Below are 23233 nucleotides of genomic sequence, written 5' to 3' on the forward strand. Positions count from 1 at the left end.
CCATGCTGGATACGGTAAAACGAACGATTTCCGACTATACGATGCTCGAAACCGGCGAAAATGTGCTTGTCGCCCTGTCCGGCGGTGCGGATTCCGTAGCGCTTCTGCTGAGTCTGCGCGAGCTGGGGTATCCGGTGCGGGCATTTCACCTCAACCACTGTCTGCGCGGTGCAGAGTCCGACCGGGACGAAGCCTTCTGCCGCAGGCTGTGTGACAGGCTCGGCGTGGAACTGGCGGTCGAGCGCGTGGACATAGCCGCTGCCGCAGGCGATTCCGCGGTGGAGGAGACTGCGCGGCGTATTCGCTATGCACGGCTGGAGCATGCCGCGCACGGAGCCAAAATCGCAGTGGCGCACAATGCGGACGACAATCTGGAGACCATGCTGTTCCATTTGGTGCGCGGCACAGGTGCGAAAGGTCTCACGGGCATTCCGCCGGTGCGCGGACGCATCATTCGGCCTCTCATCGAGGTTGAACGGCGGGAAATCGAAGCCTTTCTGCGTGAGCGCGGACAGGATTTCGTTACGGACAGCACGAACGCGGACACGGCTTATACGCGCAACCGCCTCCGTCAAGAGGTCGTTCCCATTCTGCGGGAATTGAATCCGCAGGCGGTGCAGGCGGCAGCACGGCTTTCGCGTCAGCTTCGACAGGACGAGACTTGCCTGCAGAGTTATGCACAGACCTGTGTACAACTTTGTGCAGTCGGGAACGGCGCGTGGAAGATTCAGCCTCTGCGGGAGGCCGCATCGGCGGTTCGCAGCCGAGCATTGCGTCTGCTGCTCGAAAACGCGGATATGCCGCTCAAAGACGTAACCGCAAAGCACATTTCAGCGCTCGAGCATCTGCTGGAAACCGCGTCTCCGTCTGCGGAAACCGATTTGCCGAACGGCTGTTTCGCAAGACGTGAATATGACGTTCTGCGCATCATTCCCAAGGCGGAAACCGCGGTCGAGCGGCCGGAAATCCCGTTTACCGTACCATTCGCAGGGATGATCTGGAAGGACACGGTAAGGCTGACTGCAAAAAAATTAGAAAAATCCGAAGTTTTTTACAAAACATTCAATACTTTTTGTCTGGATTGTGGTACAATAGATTTTGAATCGCTGTGTGTTCGCACACGACGCACCGGAGACACTCTGCGGCTGACCGAAAATGGCGGCAGCAGATCGCTCAAAAAGTTGATGATCGACCGAAAGATTCCGCGCTATATGCGGAATGCGATGGCCGTTATCGCGGATAAAAACGGCGTGATCGCGGTGCAGGATATCGGTGCGGACTGCAGCAGAACAGCCAAAAATAACGCAAATACACTGCAGATTACAGTAAAGGGGTTATCAAAAAATGGCTTATAATATGCGAGATGACATCAAGGAAGTTTACTTTACCGAGGAGCAGCTTCACGAAAAGGTAGCAGAGCTGGGTGCGCGTATCACGGAGGATTACCGCGATAAGAACCCGCTGATCGTCAGTGTGCTCAAGGGCTCCTATGTATTCATGGCCGACCTGACCCGTGCCATTGATACGCCGTGCAACGTGGATTTCATGGTCGTATCCAGCTACGGCAAGGGCACCAAGACCTCCGGCGAGGTGCAGATCATCAAGGATATCGCACAGCCGATCGACGGCCGCGACCTGCTGATCGTGGAGGATATTCTGGATTCCGGCGTAACGCTGCACTATCTCATGCAGATTCTGGCAGCACGCGGCGCGAACTCCATCCGCCTGTGCACGCTGCTCTCCAAGCCGGAGCGCCGCAAGATCAACGTCGATGTGGATTATCTCGGCTTTGAGATTCCGGACGAGTTCGTAGTCGGCTACGGTCTCGACTACGCGGAAAAGTATCGCAATCTGCCGTATATCGGTGTACTTAAGCCGTATGTTTACGGCGGCGAGTAATTTAGGGAAGAGGTGTTAAACCGATTTGAAAGGCAAAATGAAAGGCTTCGGCCTTTACCTGATCATACTGGTGTGCCTGTTGGCAGGCGTCAGCTATGTGGTCAGCCAGACACAGCAGACAGAAACGCTGTCCTATAATCAGATCTACAACTATTTTATGGATGGCGATGTTGACCAGTACGACGTGGACGACACCACGCTGACCATGCATCTGAAAAAGGAAAACCGGACGTACACCTACGATCTGGGTGACTACAGAAGCGTGTTCTATAACGATCTGGGCGAGACCATTCAGCAGCAGATGCGGGATGGCACGCTGACCAAGGTCGATTACCGCACGGCGACCATTCCGTGGTGGGCACAGTTCCTGCCGTATGTGATCCTGATCGTGCTGCTGATCGCGTTCTGGTACTTTATGATGAACAAGCAGTCCGGCGGCGGAGCAGGTCCGATGCAGTTTGGCAAGGCCCGTGCAAAGCTGGCGCAGGACGATAAGCGCAAGGTCACCTTCAATGATGTGGCAGGCGCGGACGAGGAAAAGGCAGAGCTGCAGGAAATCGTCGAGTTCCTCAAGAATCCGCAGAAGTTCGTGCAGATCGGCGCGCGTATTCCGAAGGGCGTGCTGCTGGTCGGTCCTCCGGGCACCGGTAAAACCCTGATCGCGCGTGCGGTTGCAGGCGAGGCGGGCGTACCGTTCCTGTCTATTTCGGGTTCGGACTTCGTTGAGTTGTACGTCGGTGTCGGCGCATCGCGTGTGCGCGACCTGTTCGAGCAGGCCAAGAAGAACGCGCCGGCTATCGTGTTCATCGACGAGATCGACGCGGTAGGCCGTCAGCGCGGCGCGGGTCTCGGCGGCGGCCATGACGAGCGCGAGCAGACGCTCAACCAGCTGCTCGTTGAGATGGACGGCTTTGGTGCAAATGAGGGCGTTATCGTCATCGCAGCCACCAACCGCAAGGATATTCTGGATAACGCGCTGCTGCGTCCGGGCCGTTTTGACCGTCAGGTCTATGTCGGCGCACCGGATGTCAAGGGTCGTGAGGCTGTCCTCAAGGTACATGCCCGCAACAAGCAGTTCGACCCGGATGTCAAGTTCTCTGAAATTGCCAAGACGACCGCCGGCTTCACCGGTGCAGACCTCGAAAACCTGCTCAATGAGGCAGCGCTGCTTGCGGCACGCCGCAACAAGAAGCTGATCTCGCAGGAGGAGATTGAGGAGTCGCTGCTCAAGGTCGTAATGGGCGTGGAGAAGAAGAGCCACATCATCAATGAGCACGACAAGCGCCTGACCGCGTACCACGAGGTCGGTCACGCGATCTGCTTCCACGTTCTGCCGACGCAGGATCCGGTACACCACGTTACCATTATCCCGCGTTCGTCCGGCGCAGGCGGCTTTACCATGCCGCTGCCGGAGGAGGATCAGGCATACCGCACCAAGAAGTATATGGAGGAGTACATCATCGTTTGTCTGGGCGGCCGCGTGGCCGAGCAGCTGACGATGGAGGATATCTCCACCGGTGCTTATGGCGACATCAAGCAGGCAACCCAGATGGCTCGCGCCATGGTCACCAGCTACGGCATGAGCGAGCGTATCGGCCCAATCGACTACGGCTCGGATAATGGCGAGGTGTTCCTCGGCCGTGATCTGGCAGCCGGCAAGGGCTATTCCGAGGTCAAGGCGGCGGAGATCGACGATGAGATTCACCGCATTATCGAGCACGCATATCACGCCTGTGAAAAGCTGCTGAGCGAGCACATGGACGAGATGAAGCGCGTTGCCGAGTATCTCATCCGCAACGAAACGATGGACGGCGAGACCTTTGTTAAGGTCTATAACGGCGAAATCGTTCCGGATAAGATCGTCGGTGAGGACCTGATGACCGAGCTGCAGCAGGAGCTGCACGCCAAGGTAAGCAAGCCCGCGGAATCCGCAGAGGAGCTTGCCAAGGTTGAAGAAGCCGAAAAGGATCTCGACCCGGATAAGCAGGATCAGTAAACATTCACAAAACCCCACAGAAAATTCTGTGGGGTTTTTCCTTGCCTGAAATGTCAAACATTCTTGACATTTTGCTGTCCGCCTGTTATCTTTAAGATGTAAAGAGAACTTTACATTTTAGCGAACGGCATCAAGGGTAGGAGGTGCTTTTATGCGGTGGGATTTATACACATCAGCCGAGAAAATGCAGGTATTGTGGGTCTGCATCGGCCTGCCGGTGCTCCTGCTGGCGGCATGGCTGGTAAAAGACTGGATGGATGCCGGAAGATCGAAAAAGGCCCGCAGGACCGCCAAAGCACTCGGCAGCAAGACCGATGAGATGGAGCACGCCATCATCACACAGGCACAGGTGGTCGCATACCGCGTGACGCAGACGGGAATCCTGGCGTGCCTGTATTATCGGCTGCTGATAAAAGGGCAGGCGGCAATGGAGTTGTGTGCGCTGTTGGTCGTGTCCGGCATGGTGGAGGCGGCTATTATGCTTGTGCAGACGTTCCGCAAAGCAAAGGACGACGAGGAGCATCCGCCGAGACTGACTTTCCTTATCGCAAAGCTGATGTTCTGTGCGGTGCTGATCGGATTGGCCATCGGAATGACGGTTCTAACGCAAAACTGGTAGGAGGTGCGCTTATGAGCTGGGATATGTACGATATGACACAGAAGGTGCAGGTTGTTATGGTTGCGATTGTGCTGCCGCTGGTCATTCTTGCAGCGAGCCTGTGGCACGATTGGGTAGAAGAAGGACAATCGCCGCAAGCGAGAAAAATCATGAAAGACTGGGAATGGAATATTGATGAGATGGCACACGCTGTCAATGTGAAGGGTCGCTTGATTGGCTACCGTGTGCTGCAGGCCGGTGTTATCATTTATCTTGGTTACAGCCGCTTTTTCCGTGATTATCGCTCGATTGAACTCAGTGTCCTGGCAATCGTGTCCATTGTTGCTGAGGTGCTGTTTATTATCATCAAAACCATTCGCAATATGGCGGGCGATGAGGATAAAACGCAAATGTGGAAACAGATGGGACACAGTGTGTTCAATAATCTGATGTATCTGTGGATTGTGGTGAAGGTTTTCTGGATGTAGGGAGGTGCACCTATGTTTACAACCGAAACCGGTATCGGCGTGGTCGTAATGGTCGTTTTTGCGGCAATCTGGCTGGCTTTTATGCTCTGGGAGGACTGGGGACAGGCCGGAAAAACCGCTCGTGCACGCGCTTCCGCGAAGGCCAACGGATGGGAGCAGGACGAAATGCAGAACACGATCACACGCAATGGTGCGATTATCGCCTATCGCTTGATGACGGTCGGACTGTTCGTGGTGATGTTGGTGGATATCATTGCATTCGGCAAAAATGTGAGCGAGTTTGCAATTCTGTGGTTTGTGTGCATGGTGTTCGAGGGCGTTTACAGAGCGATCGCAACCTACCGTGCCACAAAAGATGACGAGGAAAATCCGCCGTCCCAAAGTGCGCTTGCCGGGGATATTGTAAAGCGTATTTTCATTCCGGTCGTGATATTCGCAGATTTGATATGGAAGTTCTGGCGCTGAAGATGAAGAACAATATTAAAGAACTCCGCAAGGCACGCGGCTTGCGGCAGGAGGACATGGCAAAGCTGCTCGGGGTATCGCGGCAGACCATCGTGGCGATGGAGAACGATAAATACGACCCGACCCTCGAGCTGGCGATTAAAACCGCGCGGCTGCTGGAACAGCCTGTGGAGAGTATATTCTTCCTCGATGAAGAATCGTGAAAATTGAGAATTGAAAATGGAGAATGAACGTATAGATGGGGCATTTCCCATTCTCCATTCCTGCATGAAAAAAGGACTTCCCGCAGGAAGTCCTTTGAGGCTGTCGAAAAACTAACGTTTTCCGAGCAGCCTCTCGCTCGAAACCACGCTTTCGAGCGAATACTGAAGAAAAACCGCGCCCTACGGGCACATTTTTTCTTCCCTTGTATAAATTCCGAGATACATGCTCCCGGAATTTATGAATTTGCTTCGCAAATTCTATTTTATACGTGCTGCCGCACGAAGCGTAAAAATTAAAATAATATTTTTTTGACAGACTGAAAGGACTTCCAGCAGGAAGTCCTTTTTTATAGCACAGATTTACCCAATACCGCCCGGGATAATAAAGCTGAAGAATACGACGAGTGCGGCAAGGAAGATATACACATATTTCGCAAGCGGCGCAAACGCGCGGCTGAGCGGCTTGCTGCGGCCGTTCATCAGCTCCTGCTCCATCTTGTTAATGCCGAGCACCCAGTACGCCATAACCGCACCGAGGATAGCGCCGATCGGCACGACGTAAATGGTGATAACGTCCATCAGCGTACCCATGAGCGTATCGCGCTCGATAAACAGGCCAACCGCCAATGCGGCGCCGCACGACAGCAGGACAGCGGCCTTTCGGCTCAGCTTGAGGCGCGTCTGCGCGGCTTCAGAGACTGCTTCCAGCATGTTCGCCAGCGAGGTAATGCCCGCGAACAGCACGGAAATAAAGAAGAAGAACGCGAACAGACGGCCGAACGGCATCTGCTGGAATACACGCGGCAGGGTGATGAACAGCAGCTTGGGGCCGGAGGCCGGGTCCAGACCGAACGCGAACACGCTCGGCAGGATGGCGAAGCCTGCCAGCATAGCGGCGCAGGTGTCGAGCACAGCGGTCATGCACGACGAATGTACAACATCCTCATTTCTCGGCAGGTAAGAGCCGTAAATGATCATGCCCGAGCCGGTGATCGACAGCGAGAAGAACGCCTGACCCATCGCCATGATCCATGTGCGCGGGTTGAACAGGTATTCCCACTGCGGTACGAGCAGGTATTTGTAGCCTTCGATCGCATTCGGCAGGAAGGCTACGCGGATAGCAATAATGATGAACAGGATGAAGAATGCGGGCATCATCACCTTGTTGATCTTTTCAATGCCGCCGGACACGCCGAAGATCAGCACAGCCGCCGTCAGCAGGATAACCAGGGTGTGCCACGGCACACTGGAAAAATTCGTGCTGCTCATTTCCGTGAAGAACTGCTCCGGTTCGGTGCTCATCAGCGAGCCGGTCAGTGCACCGAATGCGCTTCGCAGCACCCAGCCGACGATGATGGCGTAGCCGATGGCGATACCGAGTGAGCCAAGCAGAGGAATCGTACCGAGGATGGCGCCGCCCTTTTTGCCGCGGGACTTCATCGCAAATTCATACGAGCCGATCGGACCTGTGCCGGTCATACGGCCGAAGGCGAACTCGCCGGACAGGCCGACATAGCCGAACAGTGCGATAAACAGCAGGTAGGGGATTAAAAAAGCCGCGCCGCCGTATTGACCGGTGCGGTAAGGGAACATCCAGATGTTGCCCATGCCGACCGCAGAGCCGACCGCCGCCAGCACAAAGCCGATTTTTGAGGTAAAGGTTCCGTTTTCGTTTTTCTGATGCATAATAAAACTCTCCGATTGTTTACAGATGTAAACATAGTATAACACAAAATAAAGCAAAAAGCCACTTACACTTTTCACAGGAAAAGCGGGAGCTTTTGACAGAAGTAACAAAACACTCGTCGGAATTTAGGGAAATTTATCAGTTATTCTCTTGCGCTCGGTGGATGGATATGGTATGATAAATGAGCGTGAAAAAGACAAGTGTCTTTTTAGGGAGGACAGACATCGCATGATAAAACCAAAGTATTATCTCGTGGAGCGCACCCTGCTGCCGGAGGTATTTCAGCGCGTGATCGAAGCGAATGAAGCCATCGCTTCGGGCAAGGCGGCTACGGCAAGCGAAGCGGCAAAGATCGCCGGTCTGTCGCGCAGTGCGTATTACAAATATAAGGACGGCGTTCGCCCTTTCTTTGAGGCGACCACCGACCGTATCGTCACCTACCATTTCATGCTGCACGATCAGCCGGGTGTTCTGTCGAGCATCCTCGGACTGATGGCACGCTCGGGTGCAAACCTGCTGACGGTGAACCAGTCCATTCCGATGAGAGGAATGGCATCGGTCACCATTTCGGCCCGCACCGGTGAGATGAAATACTCATCCGAAGAGCTTGTGCATCGCGCAGAAGCAATGGAAGGCGTCAGCAAAGTGGAAATTCTGGCATCTGAATGACCGTCCGACGGTATACAGAACGCTAATTTAACTGATGAAAGGAAATCAGCATATGATTAAAGTAGCAATCATGGGACACGGCACCGTCGGTTCGGGCGTATACGAGGTTTTCGACATGAATGCCGAAAAGATCGCCAAGACCGTTGGCGAGCCGGTTGAGGTAAAGTACGTCCTCGACCTGCGCGACTTCTCCTCTCTGCCGTATGGCAATAAATTTGTAACCGATTTTTCTATCATCGAGAACGACCCCGAGGTAACAGTCGTTGCCGAGGTAATGGGCGGCGTGGGCGCTGCGTACCAGTTCACCAAGCGCTGCCTCGAGGCTGGCAAGAGCGTATGCACCTCCAACAAGGAACTGGTTGCTACCAAGGGTGAGGAGCTGCTCAAGATTGCCGAGGAGCACGGCGTAAACTACATGTTCGAGGCCTCCGTCGGCGGCGGCATTCCGGTCATCCGTCCGATGCTGCAGTGCCTGGCTGCCAACGAGTTTAACGAAATCTGCGGCATTCTGAACGGCACGACCAACTACATTCTCACCCAGATGATCCACAACGGCGTTACCTTTGCGGATGCGCTCAAGCAGGCACAGCTCAACGGCTATGCCGAGAAGGATCCGACCGCTGACATCGAGGGTCACGACGCCTGCCGCAAGATCTGCATTCTGTCCGACCTCGCTTACGGCGATAAGTTCGATCCGGACCAGGTTTCCTGCGAGGGTATCACTAAGATCACCCTTGAGGACGTAGCAAACGCCGATAAGCTGGGCTGCGTTATCAAGCTGCTGGGCCGCTCGGTCCGCTGCGAGGACGGCACCGCTTACGCTTATGTTGCACCGCATCTCATCCACAAGGAAAGCCCGCTGGCCGCTGTTGAGGATGTATTCAACGCCATCATGATCGACGGCAATGCGACCGGTGAGGTTATGTTCTACGGCAAGGGCGCCGGCAAGCTGGCGACCGCTTCCGCTGTTGTTGCCGATATGCTGGACAGCATCGAGCACAAGGACAACCGCCGCCGTATCTTCTGGGGCGATGGCTCCAAGAATCTGCTCCGTCCGCTGGATACCCTGCAGAGTGCATGGTACGTTCGCTTCAAGGGCGCACAGAAGGATGTTGAGGAGCTGCTGCCGGTTGAGAGTCTGACCGAGCCTGCTGAGGGCGTATTCGTGGTTCAGACCCGCAAGCTGTCCACCGCAGAGATGAACGCCGCAGCCGAAAAGCTGAATGCACGCGGTGAAGTTCGTGCGGCAATGCGTATTCTGTAAAGGAGAGAAAATACAATGGTTCGTGTAACCGTTCCTGCTACGAGCGCCAATATGGGCTCGGGCTATGACAGCATCGGCATTGCGCTCGAGCTGTACAACGTGATCGACCTCGCAGAGAACGATCATATTGATATTTCGGATAAAAACGGTCAGTATGTTCCGCAGGACGAGAGCAACCTGATCTATCAGTGTGCGAAGCGCGTCTACGACGAGTGCGGCAAGCCGCTTTCCGGTCTGACCATCGTTGAGGACTGCGCTATCCCGCAGACTCGCGGTCTGGGTTCGTCCTCGGCGTGCACGGTTGCGGGTATCATGGGTGCAAACATGCTGCTCGGTGAGCCGCTCGACCGCAACGCGGTCATTGATCTGGCGGCTACCATCGAGGGTCACCCGGATAACTCCACACCGGCGATTCTCGGCGGCTTCTGCGTGGCGCTGCTCGAAAACGGCCATGTGCATCACGTTCGCGTGCCGGTTCACGGCGCGATCGACTTCGTGGTATTCATCCCGGATTTCCAGCTGTCCACCGAAAAGGCGCGTGCGGCGCTGCCCAAGACCATCGACCATCACGATGCGGTTTACAATCTGGCGCGCGCAGCGCTGCTCGCGGGCAGCCTGACCACCGGCAAGCTGGAAAACCTTGATGCGGCAACCGGTGACTGTCTGCACCAGCCGTACCGTTTCGGTCTGATTGAAAACGGTGAGGACATCGTGCGTGAGGCCAAGAAGCTGGGCGCACTCGGCGCTTTCATTTCCGGCGCAGGCCCGTCCATCGTGGCGATCGTCTACAAGGGCGACCGCGACTACATCACCCGTGCACAGGAGCTGTGCGAAAAGCACTATCCGCACTGGAAAGCCGTGCAGCTGCGCTGTGATGAGGTTGGTGCGACCGTAAAACGACTGTAATAGGGGACGGATGAGTGCTCTCGTCCGTGTATATAAGGAGGAAACATAGTTAGTATGAGTCTTATTGTGCAAAAGTTCGGCGGCACTTCGGTTGCCAACACCGAGCGACTGAAGAATGTTGCGGACATTGTTACCAAGACCGCACAGGCAGGCAATCAGGTTGTTGTAGTTGTATCCGCGCAGGGCGATACCACGGATGATCTGATCGTAAAGGCTGCCGAGCTGAACGACCGTCCTTCCAAGCGCGAGATGGACGTTCTGCTCAACACCGGCGAGATGATCTCCATGTCTCTGCTGGCGATGGCCATCCAGAAGCTGGGCTTTCCGGTCGTATCCCTGACCGGCTGGCAGATCGGTCTGGAGACCAACAGCAACTACTCGGATGCCCGCATCAAGCGCATCGCAGGCGATCGCCTCAAGGCAGAGCTGGACAACGGCCGCATCGTTATCGTAGCCGGTTTCCAGGGCATCAACAAGATGGGCGACGTTACCACGCTCGGCCGCGGCGGCTCGGATACCACCGCAGTTGCCATTGCCGCAACGCTCGGCGCGGATCTCTGCCAGATCTATACCGACGTAGACGGCGTTTACACTGCCGATCCGCGCATCGTAAAGGATGCCAAGAAGCTGGACGCCATCACCTATGATGAGATGCTGGAGCTGGCATCTCTGGGCGCACAGGTGCTGCACAACCGTTCGGTTGAGATGGCAAAGAAGTACAATGTCGATCTTGAGGTCGTTTCGAGCTTTACCCGCAATCCGGGTACCAAAGTCAAGGAGGGTTCTAATATGGAAAAACTGCTGGTTTCGGGTGTTGCCCGTGATAATAACTGCGCGCGTGTAGCGATCATCAATCTGGACGATACGCCGGGCACTGCATTCAAGGTATTCTCGCTGATGGCGAAGCACAATGTCAACATCGACATCATCCTCCAGTCCGTAGGCCGCGATAACAAGAAGTCCATCTCGTTCACCATCCGTCAGGACGATGCAGAGCGCGTCGAGAAGATCCTGCGCGACGCGAAGGAGATGCTCGGCTACGAGGATATTTCCATCAACACCAAGGTCGCAAAGGTTTCTATTGTTGGTGCAGGCATGGCTTCCGCTACCGGCGTTGCTTCCAAGATGTTCGAGGCTCTGGCAAGCGCCGGCATCAACATCCGTATGATCTCCACCTCTGAGATCAAGATCTCTGTCCTCATCAACGAGGAGGACAGCGAGAAGGCTGTTAAGGCTATCCACGAGGAGTTCTTCAACGCTTAATTGGGGGCAATACCACACGATTGCATCGGCGGCGTTTGGCGGAAATTTTGTGCGCTGATTTTGTTGCGTTCCCTTGCAATACACAAAGTATTGCTGCGGAACCGCGCCGCATCAGCACGCGAAATTTACTCGCCAACCGCTCACCGCTGAATCGTGTGGTAATGCCCATAAGTGTTTTCCCAGATAGCCTCAAAGTCCCGAAATGTGCATTTCGGGACTTTTTTGCAACCGGAAAGACGTACGCAACCGTCGGTTGACAAAAAGAAACGATGGGTTGGTGGCGCTTTTGCGGCATTTCAGGCACACTGGAGACAGAAAAGAAAGGCAGGTGGCAGAGATGACAACAGGTGAGAAAATCGCGGTACTGCGAAAAGAGCAGGGCATGAGTCAGGAGGCGCTCGGCGAAAAGCTGGGTCTCAGCCGTCAGGCGGTCAGCAAGTGGGAGGCCGATCAGGCGGTGCCCACGATGGATAATTTAATGGAACTGAGCAAGCTGTTTGGCGTTCCGGTGGATACGCTGCTGCGTCCGGATGCGGAGCTAATGCCAAAGGCAGAGGACTCGGATGAATCGTGGCCGGGTGCAGAGAACCAGCCGGTCAGGAACGGAAACCGCAAATGGAAAATCGCAGCGATTGCAGCGGCGGGACTGCTGTGCGTCAGTGTGGTATGCAGCGCGGTCAGCCTGTGGCGCGTGATCGTCATGCAGAACCAGATTGACCAGCTGCGGCTGCAGAGCGGGCCGAGCACGATTTACTATCCGGATAATACGAGCGCTGAGAACAGCGATTTAGCCGACTGGTCGGAGAATATCGAGGTAGACCCGGATCACAACGAAAATCTTCTTGTCACAGTGAGCGCCGTGCCGAAAGAAATGCGGGACGGCGAAACCGCAAAGTTTGTTGTCCGCAGCGGCGATCAGTCGTGGGAGTGCGACGCAGAAAACAAGAACGGTTACAGCGGCGAAATCAGCGTGCCGCTGGTGGATACGTTTTCTGTTTATTTGACGCTGACAAGTACGGACGGAGAAATCCGTAATATTATGGTTGCCTCTGAGTATGACCTGAAGCAGCGTTTTTCTCTCGAAGTGCGTGCGTGGTGGGAGAACGGTAGCTTTAGCTTTAATGGTAAGACCACATCAGCCAGCGGCAATGTGGCAACGTATATTTACTGCGGCGATGACAGTGTGACACCGGTCAGTGGTCGTATATTGCTGTATCAGAACGGAAAACAAATCAAAGAACAGAAGATAGAGAATATAGAAACAGGATTCGGTGGAGACGTTTATTATTATACACAGGTTGACTGGCGCAATATGGAAGGTGGATTGGATCAGTACCAGATGAAAGCCGAGATTACCGACAATTACGGCAGAGTGTACAGCAGTGAGTTTTTCCAATAACAAAAAAGACCGCGAAAGCGGTCTTTTTGTTATTTCCTCGGTGTAAATGTCGCGGCGAGGACGTAAACACGGCTTGCGCCCATCTCCCGCAGAGTCTTGACGGCGGCAGCGGCTGTTGCACCGGTGGTGATAATATCATCGACCAGCACAACGGATTTTCCGGTCAAATCCACGCTGCCCTTCGGCAGAACGGCATCTTTTGCGTTGCTCTGCCGCGCGGCGTAATCCTTCTGCGCGGACTGCTTGCCAACAAACCATCGCTTGCGCAGTGTTGCCTCGCACGGCAGGGAAAGCGGCTTTGCGATGAGCTTTGCCAGCAGCTCCGCCTGATTGTACCCGCGCTTGCGGTAGTGCAGCAATCCAATCGGCATGTAGGTAATCAAATCCGGCTGCCAGTCGTCCAACTGTGACGTGAGGGCCACGGACATTTGCGCCGCGAACCAGTCCGCACAGTAGGCGGCGCTGCTGAATTTGAACCGTTTCATGGCATTGCGTACTGTGCCGCGGTAATACAGCGGAGCGATCGTACCGTCCGCTCCGGCGATGGAGATGACCTCATTGCAGCGGTATTCCCGCCGGACTGCAGCGGCACAGTCCGGACAAAGCTGCAGCGTGCGGCTGGTCGTCACCGGAAAATCCGCGCCGCATAAAACGCACCTGTGACCATAAAGAATGCCCATCGAATCACCTCAACTATGCAAAAAGAGCTGTCCGCGCGGGACAGCTCTTTGATTATGCGATATTGCGGAAACTTACTTCTGGAGCAGCTTCTTCAGACGCTCAGCAGCTTCCTTGGTGCGTGCCTGATCGCCGAATGCGGTCAGACGGAAGAAGCCGTCACCGTTCTTGCCGAAGCCTGCACCCGGCGTACCAACGACGTTGGCATTCTCAAGCAGGTAGTCGAAGAAGGTCCACGAATCCATGCCGTTCGGGCACTTGAGCCACAGGTACGGGCTGCTCTTGCCGCCGGTGTACCAGATACCCAGCTCATCGAGGGTCGCAGCGAGAACCTTAGCGTTCTGCTTGTAGTAGCCGAGGGTCTCCTTAATCTGCTTCATGCCTTCCTCGGTGAAGCAGGCAGCAGCGCCCTTCTGTACGATATACGGAACGCCGTTGAACTTGGTGGTCTGGCGGCGCAGCCACATCTTGTTCAGCTTGCCGTCCAGCAGAGCGGTCGGAACAACGGTCCAGCCGCAGCGGGTGCCGGTGAAGCCTGCCATCTTGGAGAAGGAGCAGAACTCGATCGCACAGGACTTAGCGCCTTCGATCTCGTAGATGGAGCGCGGCAGAGTCTCATCCTCGATGAAGCACTCGTAAGCTGCGTCATACAGGATAACGGCGTTCTGCTTGTTGGCGTAATCTACCCAGGCCTTCAGACCTGCACGGTCGTAAGCAGCGCCGGTCGGGTTGTTCGGAGAGCAGATATAGATGATGTCGCACTGAACGGACTCGTCCGGCAGCGGCAGGAAGCCGTTTGCCTCGTTTGCGTCAGCGAATACGATCTTGCGGCCCGCCATAACGTTGGTATCAACGTAAACCGGGTAAACCGGGTCCGGAACCAGAACGGTGTTGTCAGTGCCGAAAATGTCGAGGATATTGCCGAGGTCGCTCTTTGCACCGTCCGAGATGAAGATCTCGTTGGTGGCGAGCTCTACGCCGTGGGACTTGTAGTAGCCGACCAGCGCCTCGTGCAGGAAGCCGTAGCCCTGCTCATCGCCGTAGCCGTGGAAGGTTTCCTGCTTGGCCTGATCCTCAACGGCTGCGTGCAGTGCGTCGATAACAGCCGGTACCAGCGGACGGGTTACGTCGCCGATGCCCAGACGGATGATATCAGCCTCCGGATGTGTTTCGGAGTACTCACGCACCTTGCGTGCGATGGTGGAGAACAGATAGCTCTGCTCGAGATTGTCGTAGTTCTTGTTAGTCTGCATTGTTGTTCTGGCTCCTTTTCAGAGATGCCGCGACGAACGCCTTGAACAGGGGATGTGCGCGGTTCGGACGGGACTTGAACTCGGGGTGGAACTGTACGCCGATGTAGAACGGATGGTTCGGGATCTCAACGGTCTCCACAAGCTCGCCGGTCGGCGAGGTGCCCGTGATCTGCATGCCCTTATTTTCAATCTCCTCGCGGAAATTGTTGTTGAACTCGTAACGGTGGCGGTGACGCTCGGAAATCATTTCCTCGCCGTACGCCGATGCCATGATAGTATTCGGACGGATCTTGCACGGATAAGCGCCCAGACGCATCGTGCCGCCCTTCTTGGAGATGCCCTGCTGGCTCTCCATCAGGTCGATGACCGGATGGGTGGAATCCGGGTCAAACTCGCTGGAGTTTGCATCCGCGTAGCCGAGCACGTTGCGTGCGTAGCTCATAACCGCGATCTGCATGCCGAGGCAGATGCCGAAGTAGGGGATACCCTGCGTGCGGGCATAGTTTGCTGCACAGATCATGCCTTCCACGCCGCGTGCGCCGAAGCCGCCCGGCAGGATGATGCCGTCAACCTCACCGAGCAGCTTGTCTACGGTGGAGTCGTTGATCTCCTCGGAGTCTACCCAGTCGATATCGACGAAGCAGCCGGTCTCGTAGCCGCCGTGCTGCAGTGCCTCTGCAACCGAAAGGTATGCGTCGTGCAGCTTGACGTACTTGCCGACCAGCGCGATTTTCACATGGTCCTTGCGGGCTGCGATGCGCTCGAGCATTTCCTGCCACTCGGTCATATCGCCCTTGCCTGCGCCGATGGACAGCTCACGGCAGACGATGTCGGACAGATGGCTCTCCTCGAGCATCATCGGTGCCTGATACAGAACCGGCAGGGTGCGGTTTTCGATTACGCAGTCCTCCGGCACGGTGCAGAACATGGAAATCTTGCGCTTGATATCGTCATCCATCGGCTGGTCAACGCGGGCTACGATAATGTCCGGAGAGATGCCCAGACCGCGCAGCTCCTTAACCGAGTGCTGGGTCGGCTTGGACTTCGGCTCATTGGAGCCGGAGATGAACGGAACCAGCGTTACATGGATGAACAGGCAGTTGCGGCGGCCAACCTCAGCAGCAACCTGACGGATCGCCTCGAGGAACGGCTGGGACTCAATATCGCCGGTGGTGCCGCCAATCTCGGTGATAACAACGTCAGCCGAGGTCTTTTTGCCTACCGAGTAGATGAAAGACTTGATCTCGTTGGTGATGTGCGGAATAACCTGCACGGTCTCACCGAGGTACTCGCCGGCGCGCTCCTTGTTCAGAACATTCCAGTATACCTTGCCGGTGGTCAGGTTGGAGAACTTGTTCAGGTCCTCGTCGATGAAGCGCTCGTAGTGGCCGAGGTCGAGGTCGGTCTCTGCGCCGTCGTCGGTAACGTAAACCTCGCCGTGCTGGAACGGGCTCATCGTGCCCGGGTCTACGTTGATGTAGGGATCGAGCTTCTGCGCTGCAATTTTCAGGCCGCGGCTTTTCAGCAGACGGCCGAGAGATGCGGCAGTAATGCCCTTGCCCAGACCGGAAACTACGCCGCCGGTCACGAAGATGTACTTTGTCATATCTCAATTTCCCCCTTGAATACGGTCGTTGCCGCGCCCGTCATGAACACGGTTTCATCTGTATAGCGAATGGTGAGGTCGCCGCCGCGCAGGTGCACGACGATATCCTCGTTTTTGTTTGCAAGGCCGTTCAGACATGCTGCCACGCCGGTCGCACAGGAGCCGGTGCCGCACGCCCATGTTTCACCGGAGCCGCGCTCCCAGACGCGCATTTTCAGGCTGCCGTCCGGCAGGACATTGACAAACTCGGTGTTGACACGCTCCGGAAACAGCGGATGATGCTCGAACTTGGGTCCGATGCGCGTAAGGTCGAGGTCGTCCACATCTTCCTTCTGGAAAATAACGCAGTGCGGGTTGCCCATGGAAACGCAGGTCATGTGGTAGACCTTTTCGTCCACAACGATGGGTGCGCTGATGACGTTCTCGCCGTCCATATCAACGGGAATCTCCCGCGGAGCAAGAATGGCTGCACCCATGTCCACGCGGGCGGACTGCATTTTGCCGTCCTTGACGGTCAGCTCAAGCGTTTTTACGCCGGAAAGCGTGTCGATGGTGATGGTGGTGCGGCCATCGGTCATGCCGTTGTCGTACAGGTACTTGCCCACGCAGCGGATGCCGTTGCCGCACATTTTTCCCTCCGAGCCGTCGGCGTTGAAGATGCGCATCTGCGCATCCGCCTTGTCGGAAGGAGAAATAAGGATAATGCCGTCGCCGCCGATACCGAAGTGCGGCTCACTGAGCTTGATCGAAAGCGACTCGGGATCGGGCACAGTCTGGTCGAAGCAATTAAAATAGATATAATTGTTGCCGCAGCCGTGCATCTTGGTGAAAGCCAGCTTCACACGGATTCCCTCCTTAGAAAATAACAAAATGGCATATAGGCAGGGAAAGACAGAGCTTCTCTGCTCATACACCATTTAGTATATCATAATCTGTCGGGAATTTCTCTATAAAATCGAAAAAACCGAAAAAATTTTCGCGTGAGATATGAGATGTTTTTAAGCGGTATCGCACAAATCACGGCGTTTTTCCGCCGATGATGTCCTCGGCGATGTCTCGCTTGGAGCGGCGCTGGTTCATAGCCTGCTGCTCGATGTAGGAATGCGCCTCCGGCTCGGTCATGCCGCAGCACTCGATGAGCAGACACTTGGCGCGGTCTACCTGACGGATATCCTCAATGCGCTTTTGCAGACGGCGGTTTTCGCTCTGCAGGCCGGTCAGACGGCTGCGTGCGGCACGCGTCATGCGGAGCGCCTGCATGAACAGCACGCGCGAGAGTGGCTTGGGTACGACGAACACGCCGTCGTCCTCGACCTTTTCGGCAACACTGTCCGCAATCTCGGCCTTAGCGAGCAGGATCACGCCGGAAAGCGTATCGGACGCAGCCTGCTGCGCCATATCATGCCCGAATTCATCGGGCAGCGGCGTGTTAACGAGAATTAGATCAAACGAGCCGTCCACCAGCATGCGCCGAGCCTCCGCACCGGAGGAAGCAGGTGTAAGCTGAGCCTGTACGCCGCAGGACGTTAAAAACTGAGAAAGCATGGTGCGGGATTTTTCGGTTGCAGAAACGAGAAGAATGCGTTCCATGTGGTGTGCTCCTCCTTTCAAACGGTATTATGCGGGATTAGTAGCGTTCAAAATAGAGGGAGCGTTCGGCAGCCGTGCGGTCGTCGGCAAGTACGATGCGGTCGTGCTCGGCCTGCTTGGCGGCGAAAAAGGCTGTGCGTGCCTTTTCGGGAAGGTACTTGGTGATAAAGTCGCTGTCCTTGGCGATGCGGATCGCGTCGCACAGGGCGCCGGGCAGTGCTTCGTACCTGGCACGCACTTCATTGGAAGCGGTGAACAGGTTTTCGTCGCAAGCGGGCGGCAGGGGCAGTCCCTGCTCGATACCGTCAAGACCGGCGTGGATGAGCAGGGCAAATACGATGTACGGGTTAATGCAGCCGTCGAACGCACGCAGCTTCATGCGGTTGGCGGAGTGATCACCGGTCAGCGGCACGGTGATGAGCGGACAGCGGTTCTGGTGCGACCATGTGATGTACTTCGGCGCTTCAAACTCACCCAGACGCTGGAACGAGTTGGTGAGCGGATTACAGAAGATGGTCATCTCGGCGGCACGCTGCAGAATGCCCGCCACAAAGCTCTGGCCCTCGGCAGATTCTTCAAACGAGGGCTGGAACAGGTTCTTGCCGTTTTTGTTTATCGAAACAGACAGATGCAGTCCGCTGCCCGGCGCATGCGGGAGCGGCTTGGGCAGGAAGGACGCAAACAGGCCGCTTGAGGACGCCATGGACTTGACGACCCACTTGAAGGTGACGAAATTATCTGCCGCTTCAAGGGCTTCGGCGTAGCGGAAGTCAACCTCGTTCTGGCCGGGACCCTGCTCGTGGTGCGAGGACTCCGGCTGGATGTTCATTTCCTCAAGCGTCAGGCAGATCTGACGGCGCACGTTTTCCGCCTTGTCGAGCGGCGCTACATCGAAATACTCGCCGTGATCGTGCGGAATGGTGGTTGGATGGCCGTTTTCATCCAGCTCGAACAGGTAAAACTCGCTTGCCGTGCCCATGGTCAGCGAGTAGCCTGCGCGGCGCGCACGGCGGTTGGCCTCACGCAGCAAATGACGGCCGTCGCCCTCGAACGGCGTGCCGTCCGGATAGCGAATGTCGCAGTAAAAGCGCACTACACGGCCCTGAGCCGGTCGCCACGGCAGAACGGAAAGCGTTGCCGGATCGGGGAACAGCAGCAGATCAGACGCTTCTACATTGAGAAAGCCGCGCAGCGCCGCTGCGTTGAAGTGGATGCCCTGCTCGAAGGCGCGTTCCAGCTCGGTCGGCATGATGGCGATGTTCTTCTGGTTGCCGAAAATATCGCAAAACGCAAGACGAATGAACTTTACGTCGTTCTCCTGAATAAATTGTACGACTTCGCTCATGGTGGTGTCCATAAAGTCATACCTCCTTTAAGAATGGAAGATTTTCTTCAGAGTGAAGAGTGGAGAGTTGAGAGTGAAGAGATTGCGCAAGGTAGGGGGTGACAGATAGATGGAATTCGCAGGTGCTGTCCGCAATCTCCGGACAAACGAGTTGCGCGACACGGGTATCCCCAGAGGGCCCGTTCTTGTCCTTCGGGCAATTCACCTTGTGCTCCTGCCGGGTAGGCAGGTTACGTTCGCTTCGTAAGCGAAAATCTCACGAATGGAGATCATTCCGCAAAGCGGGATTACGCCTCAAAGGTATAAAGCTGCTTATACCCAGCCTCCGGGTTCGGCGTGAGGACGAAATACTTCTGCGAAAGCAGATTTTCCGCGTCTGCGCCGAACAGCTGCGCGTATTCCTTAATATAAGGTGCAAATTCAGTCATATCGTCCGCGGAGACCTCGCTCACGAGGACCTGACGCGGCAGATCGGTCGGTGCTTTATCACATCTTAACACAATTTTGCCGCCGTGCATACCGGTTCCGCAGAAATTGTTGACCGGATACGCGCCGTTCTGACCGATGCCGAGCACAAGAATGAGACCGCCGGCGAGATACTCGCCGAGGAATGAACCTGCCTTGCCGCCGACTACCATAACAGGGAAGTGCTGCTGGTAGGCCTTCATGTGGATGCCGGCGCGGTAGCCGCAGTCCCCCTTGATATAGATCTTGCCGCCGCGCATCGCGTAGCCGCAGGCGTCGCCGACGTTGCCGTGCACAACGATCTCACCGGCGTTCATGGTGTCGCCGACGGCCTCCTGCGCGTTGCCGAAGACCTCAATGGTGGAGCCGTTCAGATACTGGCCGAGACCGTTGCCTGCCGTGCCGTGCACGGTGATCTTGCGGTCGGTGGAGCCGCAGCCGATGTAGCGCTGGCCGATCACGTTCTCAACCGTAATCTCGCTGTCCTGCGCTGCGCGGATCTGCTCGTTTACTTGTTTATAATAGGTAAGTCCTGCCTGTACAGTTGTCATTTTCGCGCACCTCCTGTGCTTATTCGCCTGCGTGCTTGATGCCGAGGATGTTCAGCTCACGGTCGGTCAGGCCGATGCCGCGCAGCATAAGACGGTTGCCGCGCAGTGCCTCGATGGAGTTGATGCCCATGCCGCCCATCATTTCCTTGAGCTCGTGATCCCATGCAGTGAGCAGGTTGATGAGACGCTGGGAGCCGATATCCGGATTCAGGCGCTTGACCAGCTCCGGACGCTGAGTTGCAATGCCCCAGTTGCACTTGCCGGTCTGGCAGGTGCGGCACAGGTGGCAGCCCATTGCCAGCAGAGCCGCGGTGCCGATGTAGCATGCGTCCGCGCCGAGCGCGATGGCCTTGAGCAGATCGGCGGAGTTGCGAATGGAGCCGCCGACAACGACCGAAACCTCATCACGGATGCCCTCATCGCGCAGACGCTGATCGACAGCGGCGAGCGCCAGCTCGATCGGGATGCCGACGTTGTCGCGGATGCGGGTAGGAGCTGCACCGGTGCCGCCGCGGTAGCCGTCGATGCAGATGATGTCTGCACCCGAGCGGGCTACGCCGGAAGCGACTGCTGCTACATTATTTACGGCTGCAATTTTGACCATAACCGGCTTCTTGTATTCGGTAGCTTCCTTCAGCGAGTAAACCAGCTGACGCAGGTCCTCGATGGAGTAGATATCATGATGCGGAGCCGGAGAAATCGCGTCCGTGCCTTCCGGGATCATACGGGTCTTGGAGATATCCGGGCCGACCTTGAGTCCGGGCAGATGACCGCCGATACCCGGCTTTGCGCCCTGACCCATCTTGATCTCGATGGCAGCACCGGCTTCGAGGTAATCCTTATGTACGCCGAAACGACCGGATGCAACCTGCACGATGGTGTGCGGGCCGTACTGGTAGAAGTCCTGATGCAGACCGCCCTCACCGGTATTATAGTAGGTGCCGAGTGCGCTTGCAGCGCGTGCGAGTGCGGCATGTGCGTTGTAGGAGATCGAGCCGTAGCTCATTGCGGAGAACATGATCGGCAGGTTGAGCTCCAGCTGCGGCGCCAGATTGGGAACCAGATTGCCGTTCTCGTCACGCTCAATCTTGCCCGGCTTTTTGCCGAGGAAGGTCTTGGTCTCCATCGGCTCGCGCAGCGGGTCGATGGACGGATTGGTAACCTGCGAAGCGTTGATGAGAATTTTATCCCAGTAGATGGGGTGCGGGTCCGGGTTGCCCATCGAGGACAGCAGTACGCCGCCCGAGCCTGCCTGACGGTAAACCTCGGAGATCGCCTTGCCGGTCCAGTTGGCGTTCTCACGGAACGTGTGGTCGGTCTTTACGATTTTGAGGGCACGGGTCGGGCACAGTGCCACGCAGCGGTGGCAGGCTACGCACTTGGACTCGTCCGCCTGCATGCGGTTGTTGTCGGCGTCCCAAAAGTGTACTTCGTTCGCGCACTGACGCTCGCAGGCGCGGCAGTTGATGCAGCGGTCGTTGTTGCGGACGACCTCATACTGCGGATATAAGAAATCGATAGCCATTACTGGTTCCCTCCGTTCTTCAGATTAACGATGACCGGCTCGCCGCCCTTGGGCGCCCACAGCTTATCCAGCTCAGGCTGGATGACGCGGATCGCGCATTCCTCGGAGGCGATGTATACGGTGTCGTCCCTTTCACCGACAACCATGCTGCGCAGCTTGAGTCGGTCGTTGAGTGCCATCAGGCCGCCGGTGTAGCCGACCAGAATGGAGAACGGACCGGTAACCATCAGGGAAGCGAAGGCATTGCGCAGATAGGTGAGACGCTCGCGTTCCTTCGGCTCCTGCTTTTCAATGGTGGACCAGAACGGAGCCGCAATGACATTTGCAATCTCGCTGTACGTCAGGCCCAGCTTGCGGCCGAGGTAATCAATAATGTAGGTGATGACCTCGGTGTCGGTCAGCAGGTCGCAGGAGTAGCCGAACATCTCAATGAAGCGGCGGTTTGCATCATAAGAGGAAATCTCGCCGTTGTGCACGACCGTGGTGTCGAGCAGTGCAAACGGGTGCGCGCCGCCCCACCAGCCCGGTGTGTTGGTTGGATAACGGCCATGGCAGGTCCAGGAGTAGGCCTCGTAGTTTTCCAGCATGTAGTACTCGCCGACGTCCTCGGGGAAGCCGTTTGCCTTGAAAACGCCCATGTTCTTGCCGGAGGAGAAGATGTAAGCGCCGTTCAGCGTGTGATTGATGCGGATGACAAAGCGGGAGGTGAACTCACGCTCCTCGAGCTGGCTGGCTGCCAGCTTGGTCGGCAGGGGCGTAACGAAGTAGCGCCAGATCATCGGAGCATCCGTGATGCGCGGATGACGTCGGGTCGGGATCTTGGACAGGTTTACAATGTCAAAGTGACGCTCGATCTCGCGCTCGCACTCTTCCTTAGCCGCCTGCGTATCATAGAATACATGGAACGCATAGTAATCGGCGTATTCAGGGTAGATGCCGTAGCCGGCGAAGCCGCCGCCCAGGCCGTTGGAACGATCGTGCATGGTGCGGATGGAGTCGATAATGCGGGTGCCGTTCTCGCGGGTGCCGTCCTTGTGGAAGATACCGGAGATCGCGCAGCCTGCGGGGATGCGGACTTGCCCTTCTTTTTGTAACATGGTGCTTCCTCCTTATATATTGCGCTGAAATTACGGATTCAGAGAAGCAGGCTTCGGCGGGTGCTTTCCGATGGAAGGCGATATGTACCGGCTGCTTAACAAAATAAAAAGGTGCTCGCCGCAGCAGAGGATCAAAAGCCTGAAATCCTCAGCTATGGCGAACACCTTTGTTCGCTTCATATTTTATAGCAGGGAACCGGGAATCGTCAAGCGCAAAGAACATAAAAAAGTGAATTTTCACATTTTGCACAGGAAGTGACGGTGCGGACAAGCGAAAATTAAGTAT

Annotated in this window: 22 protein-coding genes; 12 read left to right on the forward strand and 10 right to left on the reverse strand. The window is 56.1% G+C overall.

Annotation, left to right across the window (positions count from 1 at the left end; genetic code table 11):
• Positions 1-2: 2 nt before the first annotated feature.
• From tilS to DW088_RS10605, 7 genes are all read left to right on the forward strand, one after another.
• Positions 3-1355 carry a tRNA lysidine(34) synthetase TilS gene (tilS, locus tag DW088_RS10575; RefSeq protein ID WP_118360687.1) on the forward strand — a complete coding sequence of 451 codons (1353 nt, stop codon included), beginning with the start codon at positions 3-5 and terminating at the stop codon, positions 1353-1355.
• Positions 1345-1899 (forward strand): hypoxanthine phosphoribosyltransferase, encoded by a 555-nt coding sequence (gene hpt / locus DW088_RS10580; protein ID WP_243022094.1) that lies wholly within the window; start codon positions 1345-1347, stop codon positions 1897-1899. The genes tilS and hpt overlap by 11 nt, the downstream gene beginning before the upstream one ends.
• A gap of 37 nt (positions 1900-1936) precedes the next feature.
• On the forward strand, positions 1937-3895 hold the full coding sequence (gene ftsH / locus DW088_RS10585; RefSeq protein ID WP_118360753.1) for an ATP-dependent zinc metalloprotease FtsH: 1959 nt from the start codon (positions 1937-1939) through the stop codon (positions 3893-3895).
• Positions 3896-4046: 151 nt separating this feature from the next.
• Positions 4047-4514, forward strand: coding sequence for a hypothetical protein (locus DW088_RS10590; protein WP_118360688.1), 468 nt, complete (start codon positions 4047-4049; stop codon positions 4512-4514).
• A gap of 11 nt (positions 4515-4525) precedes the next feature.
• Entirely contained in the window at positions 4526-4981 is a 456-nt protein-coding gene (locus DW088_RS10595) for a hypothetical protein (RefSeq protein WP_118360689.1), read from the forward strand.
• Between the two features lie 12 nt (positions 4982-4993).
• Positions 4994-5446: a hypothetical protein gene (locus tag DW088_RS10600; protein ID WP_118360690.1), complete on the forward strand. Its 453-nt coding sequence runs from the start codon at positions 4994-4996 to the stop codon at positions 5444-5446.
• 2 nt (positions 5447-5448) lie between these two features.
• Positions 5449-5649, forward strand: a complete 201-nt coding sequence (locus tag DW088_RS10605) for a helix-turn-helix transcriptional regulator (protein ID WP_117490013.1) — start codon at positions 5449-5451, stop codon at positions 5647-5649.
• A 360-nt stretch (positions 5650-6009) separates the two neighbouring features.
• Here the strand turns inward: DW088_RS10605 and DW088_RS10610 are convergent, their stop codons facing one another.
• Positions 6010-7335 (reverse strand): sodium-dependent transporter, encoded by a 1326-nt coding sequence (locus DW088_RS10610; RefSeq protein WP_118360691.1) that lies wholly within the window; start codon positions 7333-7335, stop codon positions 6010-6012.
• 229 nt (positions 7336-7564) lie between these two features.
• Here DW088_RS10610 and DW088_RS10615 point away from each other — a divergent pair, with 229 nt between their 5' ends.
• From DW088_RS10615 to DW088_RS10635, 5 genes are all read left to right on the forward strand, one after another.
• The gene (locus tag DW088_RS10615; protein WP_117489913.1) at positions 7565-8005 is read left to right on the forward strand and encodes an ACT domain-containing protein; all 441 of its coding nucleotides are present in this window, start codon (positions 7565-7567) and stop codon (positions 8003-8005) included.
• A gap of 52 nt (positions 8006-8057) precedes the next feature.
• Positions 8058-9269, forward strand: a complete 1212-nt coding sequence (locus tag DW088_RS10620; RefSeq protein ID WP_118360692.1) for a homoserine dehydrogenase — start codon at positions 8058-8060, stop codon at positions 9267-9269.
• A gap of 15 nt (positions 9270-9284) precedes the next feature.
• Entirely contained in the window at positions 9285-10175 is an 891-nt protein-coding gene (thrB, locus tag DW088_RS10625; protein WP_118360693.1) for a homoserine kinase, read from the forward strand.
• 54 nt (positions 10176-10229) lie between these two features.
• Positions 10230-11438: an aspartate kinase gene (locus DW088_RS10630; protein ID WP_118360694.1), complete on the forward strand. Its 1209-nt coding sequence runs from the start codon at positions 10230-10232 to the stop codon at positions 11436-11438.
• Positions 11439-11775: 337 nt separating this feature from the next.
• The gene (locus tag DW088_RS10635) at positions 11776-12837 is read left to right on the forward strand and encodes a helix-turn-helix domain-containing protein (protein ID WP_158574670.1); all 1062 of its coding nucleotides are present in this window, start codon (positions 11776-11778) and stop codon (positions 12835-12837) included.
• Between the two features lie 29 nt (positions 12838-12866).
• On the opposite strand, the gene DW088_RS10640 is transcribed toward DW088_RS10635, so the two are convergent.
• The 9 genes from DW088_RS10640 to DW088_RS10680 form a co-directional block, all read right to left on the reverse strand.
• Positions 12867-13517: a ComF family protein gene (locus DW088_RS10640; protein WP_118360696.1), complete on the reverse strand. Its 651-nt coding sequence runs from the start codon at positions 13515-13517 to the stop codon at positions 12867-12869.
• Positions 13518-13589: 72 nt separating this feature from the next.
• Complete coding sequence (locus tag DW088_RS10645) at positions 13590-14768, reverse strand: LL-diaminopimelate aminotransferase (RefSeq protein WP_118360697.1); 1179 nt, start codon at positions 14766-14768, stop codon at positions 13590-13592.
• Positions 14758-16374 carry a CTP synthase gene (locus tag DW088_RS10650; protein WP_117489902.1) on the reverse strand — a complete coding sequence of 539 codons (1617 nt, stop codon included), beginning with the start codon at positions 16372-16374 and terminating at the stop codon, positions 14758-14760. Before DW088_RS10650 ends, DW088_RS10645 begins: the two co-directional genes overlap by 11 nt.
• Positions 16371-17216 carry a diaminopimelate epimerase gene (gene dapF / locus DW088_RS10655; RefSeq protein WP_243029884.1) on the reverse strand — a complete coding sequence of 282 codons (846 nt, stop codon included), beginning with the start codon at positions 17214-17216 and terminating at the stop codon, positions 16371-16373. Before dapF ends, DW088_RS10650 begins: the two co-directional genes overlap by 4 nt.
• 175 nt (positions 17217-17391) lie before the next feature.
• On the reverse strand, positions 17392-17964 hold the full coding sequence (locus DW088_RS10660; RefSeq protein WP_118360699.1) for an ANTAR domain-containing response regulator: 573 nt from the start codon (positions 17962-17964) through the stop codon (positions 17392-17394).
• A gap of 37 nt (positions 17965-18001) precedes the next feature.
• Complete coding sequence (locus tag DW088_RS10665) at positions 18002-19321, reverse strand: glutamine synthetase family protein (RefSeq protein ID WP_118360700.1); 1320 nt, start codon at positions 19319-19321, stop codon at positions 18002-18004.
• Between the two features lie 275 nt (positions 19322-19596).
• A complete protein-coding gene (locus tag DW088_RS10670; RefSeq protein ID WP_110436143.1) occupies positions 19597-20325 on the reverse strand; it encodes a glutamate synthase in 729 nt (242 codons plus the stop codon).
• Between the two features lie 19 nt (positions 20326-20344).
• Entirely contained in the window at positions 20345-21850 is a 1506-nt protein-coding gene (locus DW088_RS10675) for a glutamate synthase-related protein (RefSeq protein WP_110436144.1), read from the reverse strand.
• The gene (locus tag DW088_RS10680) at positions 21850-22947 is read right to left on the reverse strand and encodes a class II glutamine amidotransferase (protein ID WP_118360701.1); all 1098 of its coding nucleotides are present in this window, start codon (positions 22945-22947) and stop codon (positions 21850-21852) included. The genes DW088_RS10675 and DW088_RS10680 overlap by 1 nt, the downstream gene beginning before the upstream one ends.
• Between the last annotated feature and the right edge of the window lie 286 nt (positions 22948-23233).

The sequence above is a fragment of the Butyricicoccus sp. AM05-1 genome, assembly GCF_003474415.1.
GTDB classification, from domain to species: Bacteria; Bacillota; Clostridia; order Oscillospirales; family Butyricicoccaceae; genus Agathobaculum; species Agathobaculum butyriciproducens.